7 protein-coding genes are annotated in these 19,643 nt (G+C 65.1%); 5 read left to right on the forward strand and 2 right to left on the reverse strand.

Annotated features, from left to right (window positions below):
• Both BH95_RS29165 and BH95_RS25020 read right to left on the reverse strand, forming a co-directional pair.
• Nucleotides 1–1,743: AMP-binding protein (locus BH95_RS29165; protein ID WP_167336919.1), on the reverse strand; the 1,743-nt coding region annotated here is incomplete at its 3' end.
• A gap of 177 nt (nt 1,744–1,920) precedes the next feature.
• Nucleotides 1,921–2,790, reverse strand: a complete 870-nt coding sequence (locus tag BH95_RS25020) for an ABC transporter ATP-binding protein (protein WP_019667400.1) — start codon at nt 2,788–2,790, stop codon at nt 1,921–1,923.
• A gap of 233 nt (nt 2,791–3,023) precedes the next feature.
• Here BH95_RS25020 and BH95_RS25025 point away from each other — a divergent pair, with 233 nt between their 5' ends.
• The 5 genes from BH95_RS25025 to BH95_RS25045 form a co-directional block, all read left to right on the forward strand.
• Nucleotides 3,024–3,281 (forward strand): MbtH family protein, encoded by a 258-nt coding sequence (locus BH95_RS25025; RefSeq protein ID WP_019667401.1) that lies wholly within the window; start codon nt 3,024–3,026, stop codon nt 3,279–3,281.
• 39 nt (nt 3,282–3,320) lie between these two features.
• Nucleotides 3,321–4,376: an ABC transporter substrate-binding protein gene (locus BH95_RS25030; protein WP_019667402.1), complete on the forward strand. Its 1,056-nt coding sequence runs from the start codon at nt 3,321–3,323 to the stop codon at nt 4,374–4,376.
• Between the two features lie 177 nt (nt 4,377–4,553).
• Nucleotides 4,554–5,525, forward strand: coding sequence for an iron chelate uptake ABC transporter family permease subunit (locus tag BH95_RS25035; RefSeq protein ID WP_019667403.1), 972 nt, complete (start codon nt 4,554–4,556; stop codon nt 5,523–5,525).
• Nucleotides 5,522–6,601: a FecCD family ABC transporter permease gene (locus BH95_RS25040; protein ID WP_020113401.1), complete on the forward strand. Its 1,080-nt coding sequence runs from the start codon at nt 5,522–5,524 to the stop codon at nt 6,599–6,601. The genes BH95_RS25035 and BH95_RS25040 overlap by 4 nt, the downstream gene beginning before the upstream one ends.
• 116 nt (nt 6,602–6,717) lie before the next feature.
• The coding region (locus tag BH95_RS25045; RefSeq protein WP_037184773.1) for a non-ribosomal peptide synthetase at nt 6,718–19,643 on the forward strand (12,926 nt) is incomplete at its 3' end.

The following is a 19,643-nucleotide window of genomic DNA, read 5'->3' on the forward strand; positions in this document are numbered from 1 at the left end:
ACCGGAGGTGAAGATGACATACGCCGTATCCGCCGGGGTCAGGGCCCGCGCCAACACCGGCGCCACACGCTCGCCGCGTGCCAGACGCGCCGAGACCGCCGGAGTATCGAGGAAATCACCGTCGAGCACCACTGTGGGGGACGCGTCGTCGAGGATGTGGGTGATCCGCTCGTCCGGGTAGTCGGGGTCGATGGGGACATACGCTGCCCCGACGCGGATCACCGCCAGTAGTGCGGTCACCAAGTCGACACTGCGCGGGAGGTGGACGGCGACGCGGTCTCCGACCTGAACACCACGTTCGATCAGAACGTGTGCCAATGCGTTGACGCGGGCATCGAAATCGGCGTACGACCAGTGCGTTCCGGTGTCGTCGATGACGGCAAGCGCGTCAGCAGACACACTCGCTCGCTGCTGAATCACCGCATCGACCGTCGAATCCGCCACCGACACAACCGGACCCGCCGAGAGCGCCAGCTCAGCATCGATCACCCTCACCGACGCGATCCGAGTATCTGGAGCGGCCCCGAGTCGACCGAGGAACTGCACGAATCCATTCGCTGTGTCGACCACTCCGGAAGCCGCTAGTGCAGGATCGCTCGTAGCCACGTCCACAAGGAATCCGTGGACCGAATCGCGATACGCCATGAGGTCGAGGAACCCGACCGGTCCGCTGGCGATCGTCTCTTGACGCCCACGGATCGCGCCGAAGGACTGGTTGTAGTCGAATGCCTTGATGTTCAGCTGCGGAATCGCCTGGTAGTCGTCCGGCCCGTTCGGCCAGATGTGAGCCAGCTTCTCCCCAGCTGCGACGTGACGTGCAGCGGTTCGCAGTTCACTGTTCACCTGCTGCAGCAGTTCGCGCACGGTTGCCGACGGGTTCGGACGAAAGACCACGGGGGCTGCGCCGACGAGCATTGCCGGAGTCGTCAGGGCGGGTCGCCCGGATCGGTTCATCTGCGGGAATCGCACGGCGAACGCATCACGGCCGACGAGAGATGCGGTGTACAGGCCCCAGCCCAGGGCGACAACATCGGACCAGTTCACGCGGGCAGCACGAGCCAACTGATCGATCGACTCGGCCACGTCCGCCGGGATGACGACGTGTGTTCGAGCGTCGGTCAGGAAGAACTGTCGGGACGCATCGAAGGTGACCGGAGTGATGTCGTCGACGGCTTCGAATCGTTGCACCCAATGGTCGTCGAGGTTCGTGTCGCGCGATTCTTCGAGTTCGGAGTACGCCCCGAACCATCGCGGCGGGATCGGCTCGTTCCCGACGAGTGCGGTGTACACCTCGGCGACGCGGCGAGTCACCAATCCGAGGCCGTAAGCATCGAGGAGCAGGTGATGGGTGGCGAACTCCCACGCCCAGCCGTCGGCCCGGCGATGGATCACCGACACCGACTCGAATCGGTCGTCGCCTGCGCCGCATTCGTGGCACCTCGTCCACGCTTCGGCGCGGATCCGGTCATCCGGTCGATCGTGCTCGACCACGGTCGTCGTACCGACACCCCCGATCTCCCGATGCAGCATCGGTAGGCCGTCGGCGCCCTCGACGGGGCGAAGGCCGAGGACGTCTGCTTCGGAGGTTGCGACGCCGATTGCGCGCTCCAGGAGCGGGGTGTCGATGTCGCCGTCCAGCCAGATCAGTTGGGAGATTCGAAAGGCGTCGGCGCCTGGTGTGACGTGCTCAGCGGTCCAAACGCCCAACTGCGCAGACGTCAGCGGAAGACGAACCTCGATCACACCGAACTCCTTCACTAGGAAATGCTTAGCCTAACCTAACAGTAGGATCCCGAGTTTTGCGCGGAGGAGCGGCAGCGGACGCAGCGGACCGTCCTACGGGCACGGCCCGGATGAAAGCGCGTCGTGTCGATCGGCGACAGGTAGGCGGTGTCGCCGAGGTCACGAAGAGGTCGGAGGTTACTCAGCCGTGTGCGGGATGCGCCGGCGGCCCAGCGGTGTGACCGCCGGTGTGCCCGTGACCGGGTCGGGTTGAACGATGCACTCGAGTCCGAACACCTCGTGTACGAGGTCGGCGGTGACGATGTCCGACGGCGCACCCTCGGCAACGATGGAGCCGTCCTTCATTGCGATGAGGTGGGTTCCGTACCGGGCCGCATGGTTGAGGTCGTGCAGTACCGCGACGAGCGTCCGGCCGAGGTGATTCAGGTCCGTGAACAGCTCGAGGAGTTCGATCTGGTGGGCGATGTCGAGGAAGGTGGTCGGTTCGTCGAGCAGCATGATTTCGGTCTCTTGCGCCAAAGCCATTGCAACCCAGACACGTTGGCGCTGTCCGCCGGACAGTTCGTCGACCGGTCGTCCGGAGAGTTCGGTGACGCCTGTCGCGTCCATTGCCGTCAGTACTGCCGCCTCGTCGGACGCGGTCCACTGCCGAAGGAGCTTCTGATGCGGGAACCGGCCGCGGCTGACCAGGTCGGCAACGGTGATCCCGTCCGGCGCGAGAGCGCTTTGCGGCAACAGGCCGATGCGGCGGGCGACCTCCTTGGTCTGGTACGAGCGAATGTCCGCCCCATCGAGAATCACTTGCCCGGAGTTCGGCTTGATGAGCCGAGACAGTGCACGCAGCAGTGTCGACTTGCCGCACGCGTTCGGTCCGACGATGACGGTCAACGACTGGTCGGGAATCGACACGCTCAGTTGCTCGGAGATGACTCGTCGGTCGTAACCGATCGTGGCGGAATCGACGCTGAGTCGGTCGGTGGACGCCGGTGTGGGGGCTGGGCCAGGCGACGTGGATGGACCGACTTGGTGGGTGGTCGTGTTCGGCAATCGTCCGGTCTTTCTATATGAGCCTGGCGGCCTTGCGCTTTCGAGATCAGCTCTGCCCGGACGAGCGGATCCGGCGAGCTCGGACCCAGGCGAGCGTGCAGTGCTGAAGGTAGCCTAGCCTTAACTGATCTTTGTTGCTACTGTTCGCTGCGATATGTCGCCATACGAGCACGTCCGTCGGTGACCGTCCGTGCGGCAACGCCGAGTAACTGCGCTCGAACCGAAGGAGAAATGTGGCGAACAACCCGTTCGACGACGACCAGGGCCGGTTCTTTGCGCTCGTCAACCATGAAGAGCAGTACTCGCTGTGGCCCACCTTCAAGCCGGTCCCGGGTGGATGGGCGATCGCTCACGGAGCCCCCGACGGTGCACCACGCGCGGAGGTGCTCGAGTGGATCGAACGAACGTGGACCGACCTGCGTCCCAAATCGCTCCGCGACGTGATCGCACGGCGTGAGACCGGTGACGTCACGGCATCCGTGAACGTCTGACCGAACATCGAACCATCGAAGTACACGAGAGGAACGTCTATGAAAACGCTTGCCGCGCCTAGGCGCGCGACAGCATTGCTGGCCGGGTTGGTCAGTGTCGGTTTGGTGCTCGCGGGTTGCTCGAGCGACTCGTCCGACGGTGCCACGAACGGCGCGTCGAGCGACAGTGCGTCGAGCGACGGTGCGTTCCCGGTCACGATCGACGCCGCTTACGGTGACGTCACCGTCGAGGAGAAGCCCGAGCGGATCGTCGCTGTAGGAACCGACTGGATCGGACTGCTGGACCTCTTGGGCGAGAAGCCGATCGCGGTGTCAGGGGAAGCGTCCGACCTCGATGACTACCCATGGTTGCAGGGTCTGTACGACGGCGATTTCAACGCGGACCTCTACACCGCGGAAGGTACGGATTCGCCGGAGGCGATCGCCGCATTGAATCCGGACCTGATCCTCACGAGTGTCTGGAGCGCCGACGAGCAGCTCTACGATCGTCTTTCTTCCATCGCACCCACCTATGTCGGTTTGGAAACGCAGGACGAAGGCGGCGACACCAGCTGGCAGGACAATCTGGCGTCTCTTGCGGCGCTCACCGGGCACGACGAGAAGATCGTCGACGAGACCGAGGCCAAGTACGAGGCCACATTGTCCGAGGCCGCTGCGAAACTACCTGGCCTGCAAGGTAAGACGTTCCAGCTGGGAGTGCTGGACGGAGACGATCAGCAGCTGTGGCTCACCGAGTATGCGAACGAACCCATCGAGGCTCTTGGCTTGACGCCCGGAGACGGGCAACCGACAGGCGAGGGCGACAGTGTCGCGGCGAACGCACCCAAGTACTCGCTCGAGAACATCGACCAGTTCTCCGCTGACGTCGTGTTCATCGTCACTCACGAGTACGCCGACCCGGAAAACACGTTCAGGACAGCGTTCGAGGCCGATCCCCGAGTTCCCGAGCTTGCTGCCGCGAAGAACGGGACGCTCGTCTACCTCTACGGTCCGCAGTGGCTTGCGGTGAATCCGCCGACTCCCTCGAGCGTGCAGTGGTGGGTCGACGAGGTCGTCCCGCAGTTGGAGGCATCGGCGCTCAACACGGGCGCATAGGCCGGACCCATCTTCGTCCAGCCGCCTCGTAGCGCACGAGGCGGCTGGACGTGTGTCCACCACCAGAAAGCGAATCGAGTGACAACACGAACCGGTCATGCTCCTCCACCTGCTGAAACGCCGGAGGGGGTTCGCCGTGCAACGGCGTCCACGAGCGTCGGGCGGCGCGCGATCGGATTGTTCATCGCGATCGCTTCACTCGTCGTCCTGGTGCTCCTGAGCATCGCCGTCGGATCGAAGGACATCCCGCTGTCGGTGGTGTTCGACTCACTCCTGCACAACACCGGCAAAGGCGACGCCTACGTCGTGTGGGACATGCGCATTCCGCGAACCGCAGTGGGTCTCGCCGTCGGCGTCGCGCTCGGGGTGTCCGGTGCACTCATTCAGGCTCTGACGCGTAATCCGCTCGCCGATCCGGGAATTCTCGGAGTCAACGCCGGCGCCGAATTCTTCGTCGTCGTCGGCATCGCAGTGTTCGGTGTGACCACCGTCAGTGGGTACGTCTGGTTCGCTTTCCTCGGCGCATTGGTCGTCACCGTCGTTGTCTACGTGATCGGTTCGATGGGGCGCGGTGGAGCAGACCCGGTTCACCTGACGCTGGCGGGTGTCGCATTCGGAGCGGTCCTGTCCGGCATCGTTACCGGTTGGGTTCTCACCGATCCCAAGACGTTCGACCAGATGCGCAGTTGGTACGCAGGCAGCCTCGTCGATCGAGGCTGGGACGTTCTGTTGCCGGTGCTTCCGTTCTTGATCGTCGGAGTGGTGCTGGCCGCAATCGCTGCCAATTCACTGAACACCATCGCACTGGGGGACGACCTGGCGAGCGCGCTCGGCGCACACGTCAATCGCACACGCGTGATCGTGATCATCGCGGTGACGCTGCTGGCCGGCGGAGCGACCGCCATCGCCGGCCCGATCGGTTTCGTGGGCCTCATGATTCCGCACGTGGCGCGGTGGATCGTCGGCCCGGACCAGCGCTGGATCATCGGCTACACGCTCGTTCTCGCACCATCACTGCTGCTGGCCGCCGATATCGTCGGACGCGTCGTCATCCGGCCGGGTGAGTTCCCGGTCGGCATCGTGACTGCATTCGTCGGCGCCCCGGTGCTCATTTATCTTGTCCGCCGAGCAAAGGTGAGTGGCCTGTGAGTTCAACAGGTCTCGAGACCGCCACCGAACGGCAGGTGGATTTCGGACACCGCACGCTCGTGGTACGCACCGGCGGTTGGGCCACACGCTGGCACGGCAGAAGTGTCCTCGTCTGCGCAGTGCTGGCGATTGCGACTCTCGCGGTGACGGTTTGGGCCTTGACTCTCGGCGATTACCCGCTGAGCCTCGCCCAAGTGTGGGCTGCTGTCACCGGAGATCCCGAAGCCGGTTTCGCTCGCACAGTCGTCGTCGAATGGCGGGCGCCGCGGGCAGTCGCGGCGGTCGTGTTCGGCGCTGCATTGGGGGTATCCGGCGCGGCTTTTCAATCGCTGATCCGCAACCCGCTGGCGTCACCGGACATCATCGGATTCAGCGCGGGGTCCTACTCCGGCGCGTTGGTCGTGATCATCTTGATCCACGGTTCGTATCTGCAGTTGGCCGCAGGGGCACTGATCGGTGGTATCGCGACAGCAGTCGTCGTCTACCTCCTCGCGTGGCGGGGTGGAGTACAGGGCTTTCGGCTGATCATCGTCGGAATCGCGATTTCTGCGATGCTGACCTCCCTCAACACCTGGTTGATGCTGAACGCGAAACTCAAGGTTGCAATGAGCGCCGCCGCGTGGGGTGCCGGATCGCTCACCGGCACGAGTTGGGGTCAAGCGCTGATCGGCAGCGGCGTCATCCTTCTGCTCTTCGGCGTGCTTGCCGTGTTTTCACCGGCACTCAAACAACTCGAACTCGGTGACGACGCCGCTCGGGCTACAGGTGCGCGTGTGGAACGTGTGCGCGTCGTCGTTCTCGTACTAGGTGTAGCGCTCACCGCGACCGTGACCGCTGCTGCAGGCCCGATCGTGTTCGTCGCGCTCGCGGCGCCGCAAATCGCCCGTCGACTGGCTCGTAGCCCGGGCGTCACCCTCGCGCCTGCGGCGTTCACGGGCGCATTGTTGCTCGCTGCCGCGGACGTCACGGCGCAGAATCTACTGCCCGTCGAGTTGCCGGTCGGTGTGGTGACCGTGGTCGCGGGAGGCGGATACCTGGTGTGGTTGCTCATCCGAGAGGTACGTCGTCGTCGCTGAGATCGGTGTCCTCGAAGGTACCGAGTTGGGCCACCGGCTATCGGCTTGACACCACACCCCGGCAAGCACCACAGTAGAAAAACAATAGGTTTGGCTAAGCTAACTTAGGGAGAAGTATGACCGCGCCCGTCGATATCGCCGAGCTGCATCAACGGTGGAACGACCACACATCTCCCGCAGTGACCGCGACTGTTCCGGAGCTGTTCGCGGCGGCGGCTCGCGCAACCCCGGATGCTGTCGCTCTCGTCGACGGTGACCGCCGACTCACCTTTTCCGAACTGTCCGAGAAGGTCGCGCAGCTGTCGCACCGGTTGCTCGGCTCCGGGCTCGACACCGAAGGGGTCGTCGGAATCTGCCTGCCGCGATCGGCCGAGATGGTCGTGGCCGCGTTGGCCATCATGACTGCCGGCGGTGCGTTCGTGCCGGTCGACCCGCAGTGGCCCGCGGCCAGGCGTGACCGCGTGATCGCGGACTCGGCAGCGCGGATCGCAGTCGTCTCGGCCCAGGACCAGCCGTCGCTACCGGTGGAATCGATCGAGGTGGACCTCGAGGACTGGCAGTACGGCGAATTCTCCTCCGTTGCACCGAACCTCGAGCTCGACGGATCTCAGCTCGCGTACGTGATCTTCACTTCGGGATCGACCGGAACGCCGAAGGGCGCGATGATCCGACACGAGGCGATCTGCGAACGACTGACGTGGCAGCGAGACCACGTGCTCATGTTCGGCAACGACGATGCGTCGCTGTTCAAGGCACCCCTGGCCTTCGACATCTCCGTCAACGAAATTCTGCTTCCGCTCGTGTCCGGTGGACGTGTCGTCGTTGCGGCGAACGGCAGTGAAAAAGACCCCGACTATCTGCTCGACCTCATCGCGCGCGAGCAGGTCACGTATCTGTATCTCGTCTCATCGATGCTCGATGCGCTCCTCGTGCTCGACCTCGAACGGTCGGCACGCGGCGCGTCGGCGCTCGAAGGCGTCCGGCACGTGTGGTGTGGCGGTGAAGTCCTCACCCCCGATCTCTTCAGCCGGTTCCGTGATCAGCTGACGACGACGCTTTACCACGGATACGGCCCTGCGGAAGCGACGATCGGTGTCTCGCACGTCATCTACCGAGAGCGGGCCGAGCGAATCGCGACGTCGATCGGTCGTCCCAATCCACACACCCAGCTCTATGTCCTGGACGAGGACCTCGAACCGACTCCGATCGGCACCGGCGGCGAGTTGTACGCAGCCGGATTCTTGTTGGGCCGTGGGTATGTCGGCAGTGGGCTGCTCACAGCCGGTAGCTTCGTCGCAAACCCGTTCGATGCCGACGGCTCGCGCATGTATCGCACCGGTGACCTCGCGCGGTGGACCGAGGACGGAATGCTCGAGTTCCTCGGTCGCGCCGACAATCAGGTCAAGATCAGGGGCCAACGACTGGAGCTGGAAGAAGTCGAAGTCGCGATCTCGGCGCACCCCGATGTTCGACGCGCAGCGGTGCTCGCGTTGGATCACCCGGCGGGTGGCAAGTTCCTCGCCGCCTACGTCACTGCTACAGGAGACTCGACCGCGAACTTCGTCGAGGTACTTCGGGCGCATGCCGTAAGCACGCTGCCCGAGTACATGGTCCCCTCGGCTTTCACCGTACTGAGTGAGTTTCCGGTGACCGTCAACGGAAAACTCGATCGTCGGGCGCTACCTGCTCCTGATCTCGGAGCGGGCGCGGGCCTCGGCGGTAAGTTGCCGGAGACTGCAGCCGAACACACTCTTGCGCGTGTGTTCTCCGAGGTTCTACATCTCGGCGACGACGTCGTGCTCAGCGTCAACGACAACTTCTTCCGATTGGGTGGCCATTCGCTGCTCGCGAGCGGCGTGGTCTCCGGAGTGATTGCGGCCATGGACGTGTCGTTGTCTCTGCGTGAAGTTTTCGACAATCCGACTATCGCCGAACTGGCTCGGGTCGTCGGGGATGCATCACGCGTCTCTCCGCCGGTGGTGCGGGTCGGTGACGTCGAGCGACCCGACGAGATACCGATGTCGTTCGGCCAGCAATCGCTGTGGCTGGCCGAGCGAGTCACGGACCGGACGATCTACCGCACGGTCGAGGCACTGCAGTTCCAGGATCGCGAGTTCCAGGATCGCGAGTTCCGGGGTCGCGCAGACCTCGATGCGCTGCAGCAGGCAATTCACCTCCTGGTCGAAAGACACGAAGTACTGCGCACCACCTTCGTCTTCGACGAAGAATCGTCGTCATTGATTCAAGTCGTGCACGAGGCTCGGCAGGGCCGGCTGGGAATCGAGGAGATCGAGCGCAGCAACCTCGACGCCCGCATCGGCGAACTGCTGATTGCGCCGCTGGATCTGGCGACCGACTTCGGAATGCAGTTCACGCTGTTGCGACACGAAGACGGCGATGTGCTGGTGACACATGCGCATCACATGGTCACCGACGAGAATTCGGTTGGGCCGTTCATCCGCGACCTGACGGCCTTCTACATCGGCGAACCACTGGAACCACTCGCGGTCCAGTACGCCGACTTCGCGGTGTGGCACCGCGACGTCCTCGGCGACCGAGACGACTCCGGTTCCCGTCATCAGGTCGAACTCGACTACTGGCGGGACCTGCTCGCCGGCCTTCCAGTCGAAACGCCGCTGCCGCTGGATTCTGCCCGCGGGGACACCGACGAGCGTACGATTCGGTCCGTCGAGGCAGTGCTGTCGAGCTCGGACACCGACACCGTCGACGATCTCCTCATCGAACATCGGGCCACGCCGCTGCATGCAGTCATCACGGCGCTGTCCCTCGCGCTGTGGAACGAAGGCGCCGGTGCGCACGTGCCGGTCGGTACTCCCGTGACCCTGCGCGACGAACCCGAATTGGCCGATCTCATCGGATATTTCGTCAACTCGGTGGTCGTGCGTGTAGATATCGATGCTGCGCTCGGCTTCGGGACCACGCTCAGCGACGTCCGGGACCGCCTCCTCGGCGCGGTGGAACACAAGCTCGTCCCGTTCGAGCACGTGGTCGAGGCCGTCAACCCGACGCGAATTCCCGGGCTGAGCCCGATCTTTCAGGTCATGGCTGCTTTCCGTGACAATCGCGAGGTTCGCACGTATGCGGACGCGACTCTCGCGCCGCTACTTCCGGCTGAGGACAGCGTCGACGACGCGGTCCCGGCGCTGTACGACCTGGTGTACTCACTCGACCGTCGACCCGATGGAACCCTGAGTATCGGACTCGATGCCACCCGCGAGCTGTTCGTCGAGGAGACGACATCACGCTTGCTCGAATCCGCTCGACTCTTCTTGGTTCTGGGTGCGCGCCACCCTGACTTAGCGGTCCGTCAGCTGGCCCAGTTCGTTCGCGCGGCGCTTCGTGGCGGCACGGAGTCGCCCGCCGCTGGTGCGTCAAGATTCCGAATTCGGCTGCCACACTTCGATATTTGCGATGACTCGCTATGGCACGCGGCGACCACGCACCTCACGCTCGCAGCCCCGCACCTTGCATCCCTTCGGTTGGGCGTCCGAGACGACGGCAGCGGTGAACTGACCGCTGACGTGGACAACCCCACGCTTCTCGACGATGCACGAGAGGTCGTGACGGCCCTCGTCGGCGCCTACCGTGCGGGTACTGCGATGGAGGTCGTCGCGGTTTCGATCGACCGGGATTTGCGTTCCGACGAGGTCTGGACCGCGGTTCTCGACAATCCGTTCTGGGAGGACTGGGTCGACGAACTTGCCGATCACGACGGAGGTGAGCCGGCTCGCGGGCCGGTGGAGTCTGCGTGGCAGAACTCGACCATCACAGTCGAAAAGAACGCCGAGGGTGCGGAGTTCACGCGGGCAGCGATCGTTGCCGCGGTGGTTCGTGCTTTCGAGGCAATCGATCTCGTCGACGGCGATCTTGTTCTCGAGGTTGCGGAACCGTTGAACGCCGGCACTGTGATCGGTTTGCCTCTTGTTCTCGACGACGTTCAGCTGGCCGCAGATCTCACGGGTTCGTCGATTGCAGCACACCTTTCGCCGATCCGCGAGCGAGCCGCGGACTATGCAGGGCTTTCCAACCATTCCCGGTTCGGTTCATTCTTCGACGACCTTCCGACGCCGCACGCGCGGGTGAGCGTTTTCACGACCGATGCCGACAGTGCAGTGACAGGGCCGGCGACGATGCCGGTCGCCGTACGCGTACTGGTCGGAGTGTCGAGCACCGAGTCGGGAACTCGATCGGTGAGGGTCGAGGTCGACACCGACGCCACGGTTGTCACGCCGGCCGACGAAATCGTGGCAGCTGTCGTCGACGAGATCTCAGTCGCAGTCATCGCGGCGGCTCCGTCATCCGGCGCAGGCTCGTCGTTCGGTGTGCGTCGCGCGGACCGCTTGACCCTCTCCGCCGCGGACGAGGACAGCGTCCGCGCGCGCTACGGTACTGGCGTCGAACTGCTTCCGCTGTCACCTCTTCAGCAGGGCCTGCTGTTCCACATGGTCCGAGCCCGTGAATCGGGCGGGCACAACTCGTACATGTCGCAGGTGACGCAGGGCGTCGTCGGCACCCTCGATCCGGACCGACTGGTGGCGGCGGTTCGCACAGTGCTCGGGCGCTATCCCAATCTTCGTTCGGCGTTCCTGCCGTCCGGCGAAGCGCAGGTCATCCCGCCGGTCGCCGACGCACCGATCCGGATCATCCGATTGGCGCAGTGGCGTGATCTCGGCGTCGGTACGACGGAATTTCTCGCCGAGGAATGTGCTGTGCCGTTCGACTTCGAGACGCCGCCGCTCATTCGCTTCACACTCATCGAGCACGGTATCGACGAGTGGAAGCTTGCGATGACGTTCGAGCACATCCTGCTCGACGGCTGGTCGACGAGTGCCGTTCTCGACGAGATCTTCGATACCTACCGAGACCCCGAGTATCCGGCGCGAGTGCGGCCGGCGTCGTTCCGCAGTTACCTCGACTGGCTGTCCGATCAGGACATCGACGCTGCTTACCGCGCGTGGAGTTCGTACCTCGCCGAGCTGTCCGGCCCGACGCTCGTCTGGCCGGCCGGGGTTGCCGCCGGTGAAGGGCGCGACGGATCGGGCGAACTGCATCGCGATCTCGACAGTGCCGCCGCAGCCGCAGTACATGCCGCCGCGCGGGCGTCCGGCGTCACCGTCGGCACGGTGCTTCAGGCAGCGTGGGGCGTGACGCTCGGGCAGTTGGTCGGCAGCAACGATGTCGTGTTCGGAAACACCGTCTCCGGACGTCCCCCGGAGCTCGCCGACTCCGATCGAATCGTCGGACTGCTGTTCAACACTGTCCCGTTGAGAGTGAGCTTTTCACCGTTCGACTCGGTACGAGCCCTGCTCACCCGCGTGCAGCACGAGCAGTTGCAGGTGATCGATCATCCCTATGCGTCGCTGACCAAAATCCAGGCCGCGGCCGACATGTCCACGATGTTCGACACGCTGTTCGTGGTGCAGAACCTTCCTTTCGAGGAAGAGGCCGCCCCGGGCGAGTTCGAGCTCGTGACGACGGAGGTCGATGACGAGACGCACTATCCGGTCACGTTCGCGATCGATCCGTCCGAGGTCGACGGTGAGACCGTTGTGCATGTTCGGCTGGTGTACCGCCACGATGCGTACACCGAGGCGTCTGCGCTGGAACTGCTCGAACGGTTCCTGCAGGTGCTGGTCGCGCTCGCCCAGAACCTCGACGGTCCGGTCGGGCAGCTTTCCGCCCTTGTGGCCGACGAAGCAGTGCCGCACACCGGCATCGCGGCCGACCTGGTCCGCGAGGTCCCGACCGTGACGGTTGCGGATCTGCTCGATGAGCAGGTCCACCTGTCCGGGGCGGAGACCGCGCTGGTCGCGGGGGACCGCGTTCTGACGTTCACGGAGTTCGCAGCGGAGGTCAATCGGTACGCTCGGCTACTTCTCGAGGAGGGTGTCCGGTCCGAGCATCGCGTCGCGCTCCTCCTGCCACGTGATGAGCGCATGGTCATCGCGATGTTCGCGGTGTTCGCCGTCGGTGCGGCGTATGTGCCGATCGACAGAGCTTTGCCCGACGATCGCATCGGCTACATGCTCGGTCTCGCGCGTCCAACGGTGACGTTGGTGACCGGTCGGGACGCGAGCCGAATCGGTGACACCCGCGGCGTCGACCTCGACGATCCCGCCACCCGCGACCGCATTGCGGCCCTCGACTCGAGCCCGATCGGAGATGCCGACCGCGGTGGCAGGATCGAGCTCGATCACCTTGCGTACATCATCTTCACCTCCGGCTCGACGGGCCGGCCGAAGGGCGTCGCCGTGGGCTACCGCGGCCTGACGAACATGTACGTCAACCATGTCGAGAAGATCTTCGACCGTGTCGTCGCGCACCAGGCCGGACGACGTATGAAAATCGCGCACACCACGTCGTTCTCGTTCGATGCCTCGTGGGAGCAGCTGTTCTGGCTGCTGAACGGCCACGAGGTGCATGTCATCGACGACGAACTGCGCCGCGACCCCCACGGACTGCTCACGCATTACGACCGCACACGCGTCGACGGATTCGATGTCACGCCGTCGTACGGGCAGGTGCTGGTCGACGAAGGCCTGCTCGAACGTGATCGTCCGGCGGGACGATCGGTGTCGTCCGATGCACCGGGAGTCGTGTTCGTTTCGCTCGGTGGTGAGGCCGTGCCGGAGCGGTTGTGGCAGCAGTTGCGCGACGCTCCCGGGGTCGAGTCGTACAACCTGTACGGCCCGACCGAGTACACGATCAACGCGCTCGGCGCAGACCTTGCCGACAGCGATACACCGAGCGTGGGCACTCCCATCTTCAACACGCGTGCGTACATCGTCGACGGAAACCTTCAGCCGACGCTGCCTGGCGTTGCAGGTGAGCTGTATCTGGCCGGCGCGGGTATCGCGCGTGGCTACTGGGGACAGGCCGCCCTGACGTCCGAGCGTTTTCTCGCGTGCCCGTGGGAACCGGGCGAGCGCATGTACCGCACCGGCGACCTGGCCCGTTGGAACTCCTCGGACAACATCGATTACCTCGGTCGCGCCGACGAGCAGGTCAAGATCCGCGGCTATCGAATCGAACCCGACGAAGTCCGGGGAGCGCTCGAAATCCACCCGGACGTGGTGTCCGCGGCGGTCGTCGCGGCGGATCATCCGGGTGGCGGAAAGATGCTCGCCGCGTATTACACCGCCACCGACGATCTGAGCACAGTCTTGCGCACGCACGCGGAAGAACACCTGCCCGAGTACATGGTGCCGAGCAGTTACACCCGGGTGGATTCCTTCCCACTGACACCGAACGGCAAGCTCGATCGACGCGCTCTGCCCGCGCCGGAGTCGGCGCCGACGGGTGGTTCGGGACGAGCCGCGGAGACCGACACCGAACGCACACTCACCGAGATCTTCCGGGACGTGCTTCGCCTGTCGGCGGACGCCGCCTTCTCCGTCGACGACGACTTCTTCCGCCTGGGTGGTGACAGCATCCTGTCGATCCAGGTGGTGTCACGGGCTCGGCGCGCCGGCGTCACCATCAAGGCGTCCGAGGTCTTCACCGCGCGAAGGGTCTCGGCGCTGGCCCGACTGGCCGATGCGCGCGCCGCGGAAGAAGCGAGTGGCGCCCGGCCCGACGTGCTCTCGTCGGGTCTGTGGCCGATTGCGGTTCCCCTGGTGGATTCACCGACCTTCGGTACGTTCGTGCAGTCCGCAGTCTTCGTCACACCCGCGGGTGCCGACGAGAAACTCGTGTCGCGGGTACTTGGCCGCGTTGTCGATCACCACGCAGCACTGCGCGGCAGATTGGTGCGAGACGGGCTCGCGCGAGAGGGGCAGTGGCGGTTCGAGGTGACACCGCACGGCGCGACGGACGAACGGCTGGGCTCCGAGACGACGCCGCGCCTGTGGTCCGATCCGCAATGGGTCGAGCGTGTCGGCGAGTTGGTCGCCGAGTTCGGACAGTCGATGAACCTGCAGGACGGTGTGCTGTGGAAGGCGCGCTGGGTGACCAGCGATGCCGAGGCCACCGGGCGACTGGTGCTCGTCATCCACCATCTGGTCGTGGACGGTGTGTCCTGGCGCATCATCGGTGACGACTTGACCCATGCGTGGGAGTTGGAAACCGGGGTTGCGACGGATCCGCTACCTGCGGTGGGCACGTCACTCGCGGCATGGTCGAGTGCGCTGGCCTCGCGTGCTCGTGACGCGGACCTTCTCGCTCAAGCCGACTACTGGTCGGCGTCGGAGATCGACGAACCGCTGTTGGGTTCACGTGAACTCGACCCCGCGATCGACACGACCGAGACGGCGGCCGTGGCCGCTGTACGCGTGCCGTCTGCGTTGACGTCGGCGTTGCTTACCGACGTGCCCCATGTGCTCTCGGCCGAGATCAACGACGTCCTGCTCGGCGGTTTGGCGATCGCGGTCGGAGCATGGCGCGGCAGACGGGGAACGACCGACAAGCGGCTGCTCATCGGACTCGAGGGCCATGGAAGGGAGGAGAACATCGTTTCCGGTGCGGATCTGTCGCGCACCATCGGCTGGTTCACGTCGTTCTTCCCCGTGGTGCTCGATACCGCAGATGTCGATCCGGTTCTCGCCGTCCTCGACCCGAAGAGCGCGGCGGAGGCAGTGCTCCGGATCAAGGAGCAACTCGCTGCGGTCCCCGACCGCGGTATCGGCTTCGGAATGCTGTGGCAGCTCAATTCCGAGGTGGGCGAGCGGCTGGGGTCCGGGCGCGGTCCACAGATCGGGTTCAACTACCTCGGTCAGTTTGCCGGCGGAGATGCTTCCGATGAGAACGCGGCGTGGGATCTTGCACCGGAACTGCCGGGTATCGACGCGTACGAGACATCGGGTCAGAGCATCGACTCGGCGGCCGATATCAACATCGCAGCGGTACCCGAAGGCGACGGGTGGACTCTCAGAGGCGATATCGCTTATGCGTCCGGTGTCCTGTCCGAGGACGAGGTCGACGAACTCGTCGAGCTGTGGGTTCAGGCACTGAGTTCACTCGCCGAGTACGCACGCTCAGCGGTCCTGGTTCGACGATCTCCGTCGGACGTGCTCGCGCGTGGCGTGACGCAGGCCGATCTCGAGCGCTGGGAGGGCATCTATGGCGAGCTGGCCGATGTGCACCCCTTGACACCGCTGCAGCACGGGCTCGTGGTGGAGTCGATGCTCGGGTCGAGTGACGGGGGAGTCGACGTCTACGCTGCCCAGACCGTGTTCCACCTCGACGGTGCCGGCGAGCCGGAGCGATTCCGGGTTGCGCTGCACCAACTGCTCGAGCGGTTCCCGAACTTGAAGATCGCGATTGCTTCCACGTCCGGGGGCGAGTCCGTTGCAGTCGTGCCGACCGCGGTGGACATCCCGGTCACGGTCATCGACGTCGCCGACATGTCCGACGTCGAAGAGATCGCCGAACGTGACCGCGCGACCCGGATCGACTTCTCTCGGGCGCCGTTGGTGCGCGCGACGGTCGTGCGGTATCGGACCGGCCACGCGTTCATCCTGTCGATTCACCACGCGCTCGTCGACGGTTGGTCCATGGTCCGACTTCTCGAAACGATGTGGGAGGCGTACGGACGGCCGGCCGACGTGGTCGAACCGGATCTGTCGTTCGCGAAGTTCCTGTCCTGGATGACGGCACGCGATGCCCAGGCTTCGCTGCAGCGGTGGGCCGACGTGCTCGCCCCGGTCTTGGAGCCGACCCTCGTTGCGCCCGAGGCTGGTTCGAGCGTCGCGGGACTGCCCGAAGACATCGTGGTGGAACTCGACGCCGACACCAGCGCAGCTCTTGCCGATGTGGCCCGATCTGCCGGTGCCACGATGAGCAGTCTGCTGCAGACGGTCTGGGCGGTGTTCCTGAATACGATCACCGGCCAGGACACGGTTGTATTCGGTGCCGTTGTGTCGGGCCGTCCCCCGGAGGTCGACGGGGTCGAGGACGCGGTGGGCTCGTTCATCAACACGGTTCCGGTGGTCGTGCAGCTGGAGGGCAGGCTCAGCCTTGCCGACGCGGTGCGCCGGGTACAGGCCCAGAACTCCGCGCTGATCGAGGATCATCAGGTATCGCTCGCCGAGTTGCAGCGTCTGAGCGGGCACCAGCCGCTGTTCGACACGTTGATGGTCTACCAGAACTACCCGTCGGACTCCGAGACGCTCGAACTCGTCCGGGACAACGCCGGAATCACGATTCTCGGTGAGTCGGGCAGGGAAACGACGCACTACCCACTCACGTTCGCCGCGCAAGCAGGGGCCGAGACGTGGGTGCGGTTGTCGTATCGGCCCGATCTGTTCGACGCCGACGTTGCCGCGCAGTTCACGGCAGTTCTCGAGCGCGTCGTCGAGGTGTTCGCAACCGCCCCGGACCGCTCGATCGCTTCTCTGGACGTGTCTTTCGCGCGCGAAGTCCCGGCGGCATGGTCGACGGGACGGGTGTCCGAGGTCCCGGGTTCGACGTTGGATGCAGTCATCAAGGACCGTGTGGCTGCATCTGCGGATGCGGTCGCGGTCGTCGACGACAGTGGAACCGAGTGGTCCTACACCGAGTTCGATGCGCGGGTCAACGCTTTGGCACACGTGTTGATCGAACGTGGTGTGCGGGTGGGGGACCGCGTCGCAGTCCAGCTGCCCCGCAGTGTCGATCTGGTGACTGCATTGCTCGCGGTCATACGGGCCGGGGCAGCGTATGTGCCGATCGATCCGGAGTACCCGAGCGAGCGGATGGCGCACATCCTCGACGACGCGTCCCCGAGGGTGGTCGTCAACGGTGACTTCCTCGACGACCCCGCGGTATCTGCACGACTGGTACGTGGGGAGCGTGCGGCGCCGGTGTTGGCGCGCGCCCTCACCCCGGCGGATACGGCGTATGTCATTTTCACCTCTGGCACCACGGGCCGCCCGAAGGGGGTCATGGTCTCCCATCAGGCGATTGTGAATCGTCTCGCGTGGATGGCCGAAGACTACGGGATCGGCTCCGGTGATCGGATCCTGCAGAAAACGCCTGCCGTCTTCGATGTGTCCGTCGGGGAGTTCTTCCTTCCGTTCACTGTGGGCGCTACCTTGGTCGTCGCGAAAGACGGTGGCCACAAGGACCCCGATTATCTGGCCGACGTCATCGACCGCCGTCAGGTCACGGTGCTGCATTTCGTGCCCGCCATGCTCGCGGCGTTCCTCGGGGCGTCTCCCGGCCCGGACCGGTTGGCGTCGGTGCGGTGGCTGTTCTTCTCCGGCGAAGCACTCCCCGCCGCGAACGCCGCCGCCGCAGACCGACTCTTCGCCGGAGCCGAACTGCACAACCTCTACGGCCCGACCGAGGCCGCCGTCGAAGTCACCACCACACCCGTTCACGCAGACGCGCTGGCTGATGTGGTGACCGTGCCGATCGGTACACCGGTAGCGAACACACACGTGCGTGTCCTCGACACCTGGCTCCGACCGGTACCCGTCGGAGTGACAGGTGAGCTCTACCTCGGCGGTGTTCAACTCGCCGACGGCTACATCGCCCGACCCGACCTCACCGCCACCCGCTTCATCGCCGACCCCACCACCGGCGCCGGATCAGGTCAGCGCCTCTACCGCACAGGCGATCTCGTCCGCTGGAACCACGACGGGCAACTCGACTACCTCGGCCGCTCCGACGATCAGGTCAAGATCCGCGGATTCCGCATCGAACTCGACGAGATCCGCGTCGTCCTCGAACAGCACCCCGCCGTATCGACCGCCATCGTCATCGCCGCAGACCACCCCGGCGGCGCCGGACACTACCTCGCCGCCTATCACACCGGCGACGCCATCGACCCCGATGAACTGCGGGCATTTCTGACCGACCGGCTACCGGACTACATGATCCCCACGGTGTTCATCCCCATCGACACCGTCCCGGTCACCCCCAACGGCAAGCTCGACCGCCGGGCGCTGCCCACACCCGACCTGACCAGTGCGTTGGCCGGTGGAAGTGCTCCTGCCACTGCAACGGAGTTCACTCTTGCGGGCATCTTCAGCGACGTGTTGGGACTTCCGAGTGATGCAGCGCTGTCGATCGACGACGATTTCTTCCGCCTCGGCGGGCACTCCCTGACCGCGACCCGCGTCGCCGCCCGCATCAACGCCGAGCTCGGCACCTCCCTGACCCTGCGCGAAGTGTTCACCACCCCCACCATCACCGGCCTCGCGCACCTCGTCGACACCACCATCGCCACCCTCGACACCACCGGCGACGGCGCCACAGCACACCTGTCACCAGTACGCATCACCGACATCACGCTCACCGACCCGATCCCCGCCTCCTACGGCCAACAAGCACTCTGGATCATCGACCAACTCGGCGGACCCGCCTCCCAGTACGTCGTACCCACGATCTGGACCCTCACCGGAAACCTCGACACCGCAGCCTTCACCGCCGCCATCGGCGACCTCGTCACCCGCCACCACCCCTTGCGCACCCTGCTCGTCGAACACGACGGCACCCTCACCCAACACATCGTCGAACCCACCCACATCACCGAACGACTCTCCATCGAGATCACCGACCTACGCCAAAGCGGACCCGTCGACGCCCGTATCGATGACATCATCGCCGCCGGGTTCGATCTCGCCACCGACCTCCCCCTCCGCGTCGCTGTCCTGCGCACCGCCGACACCGAATGGACCATCGCCCTCATCGCGCACCACCACGCGATCGACGAATGGTCCACCCCCGCCCTGCTCACCGACCTCGCCGCCGCCTACACCGCACGACAGGCCGGCACCGCACCGACCTGGACACCACTACCGGTCACCTACGCCCACTACGCCACCTGGCAACGCACCACCCTCGGCGACGCCGCCGACCCCACCTCCGAACTCTCCCGCCACCTCGACTACTGGCGCACCACCCTCACCGACGCCCCCGACGAATCGATCATCACCCTCGACCACCCCCGCCCCGCACACCCCACCGGCCACGGCACCGACATCACCTTCACCATCGACCCCGACACCGCCGCCGCAGCCCGCACCGTCGCCGCCCACTGCGGCGTCTCGATGTTCACCCTCACCCACACCGTCACCGCCATCACCGCATCACTGCTCGG

The organism is Rhodococcoides fascians A44A (assembly GCF_000760735.1).
Taxonomy (GTDB): Bacteria; Actinomycetota; Actinomycetes; order Mycobacteriales; family Mycobacteriaceae; genus Rhodococcoides; species Rhodococcoides fascians_E.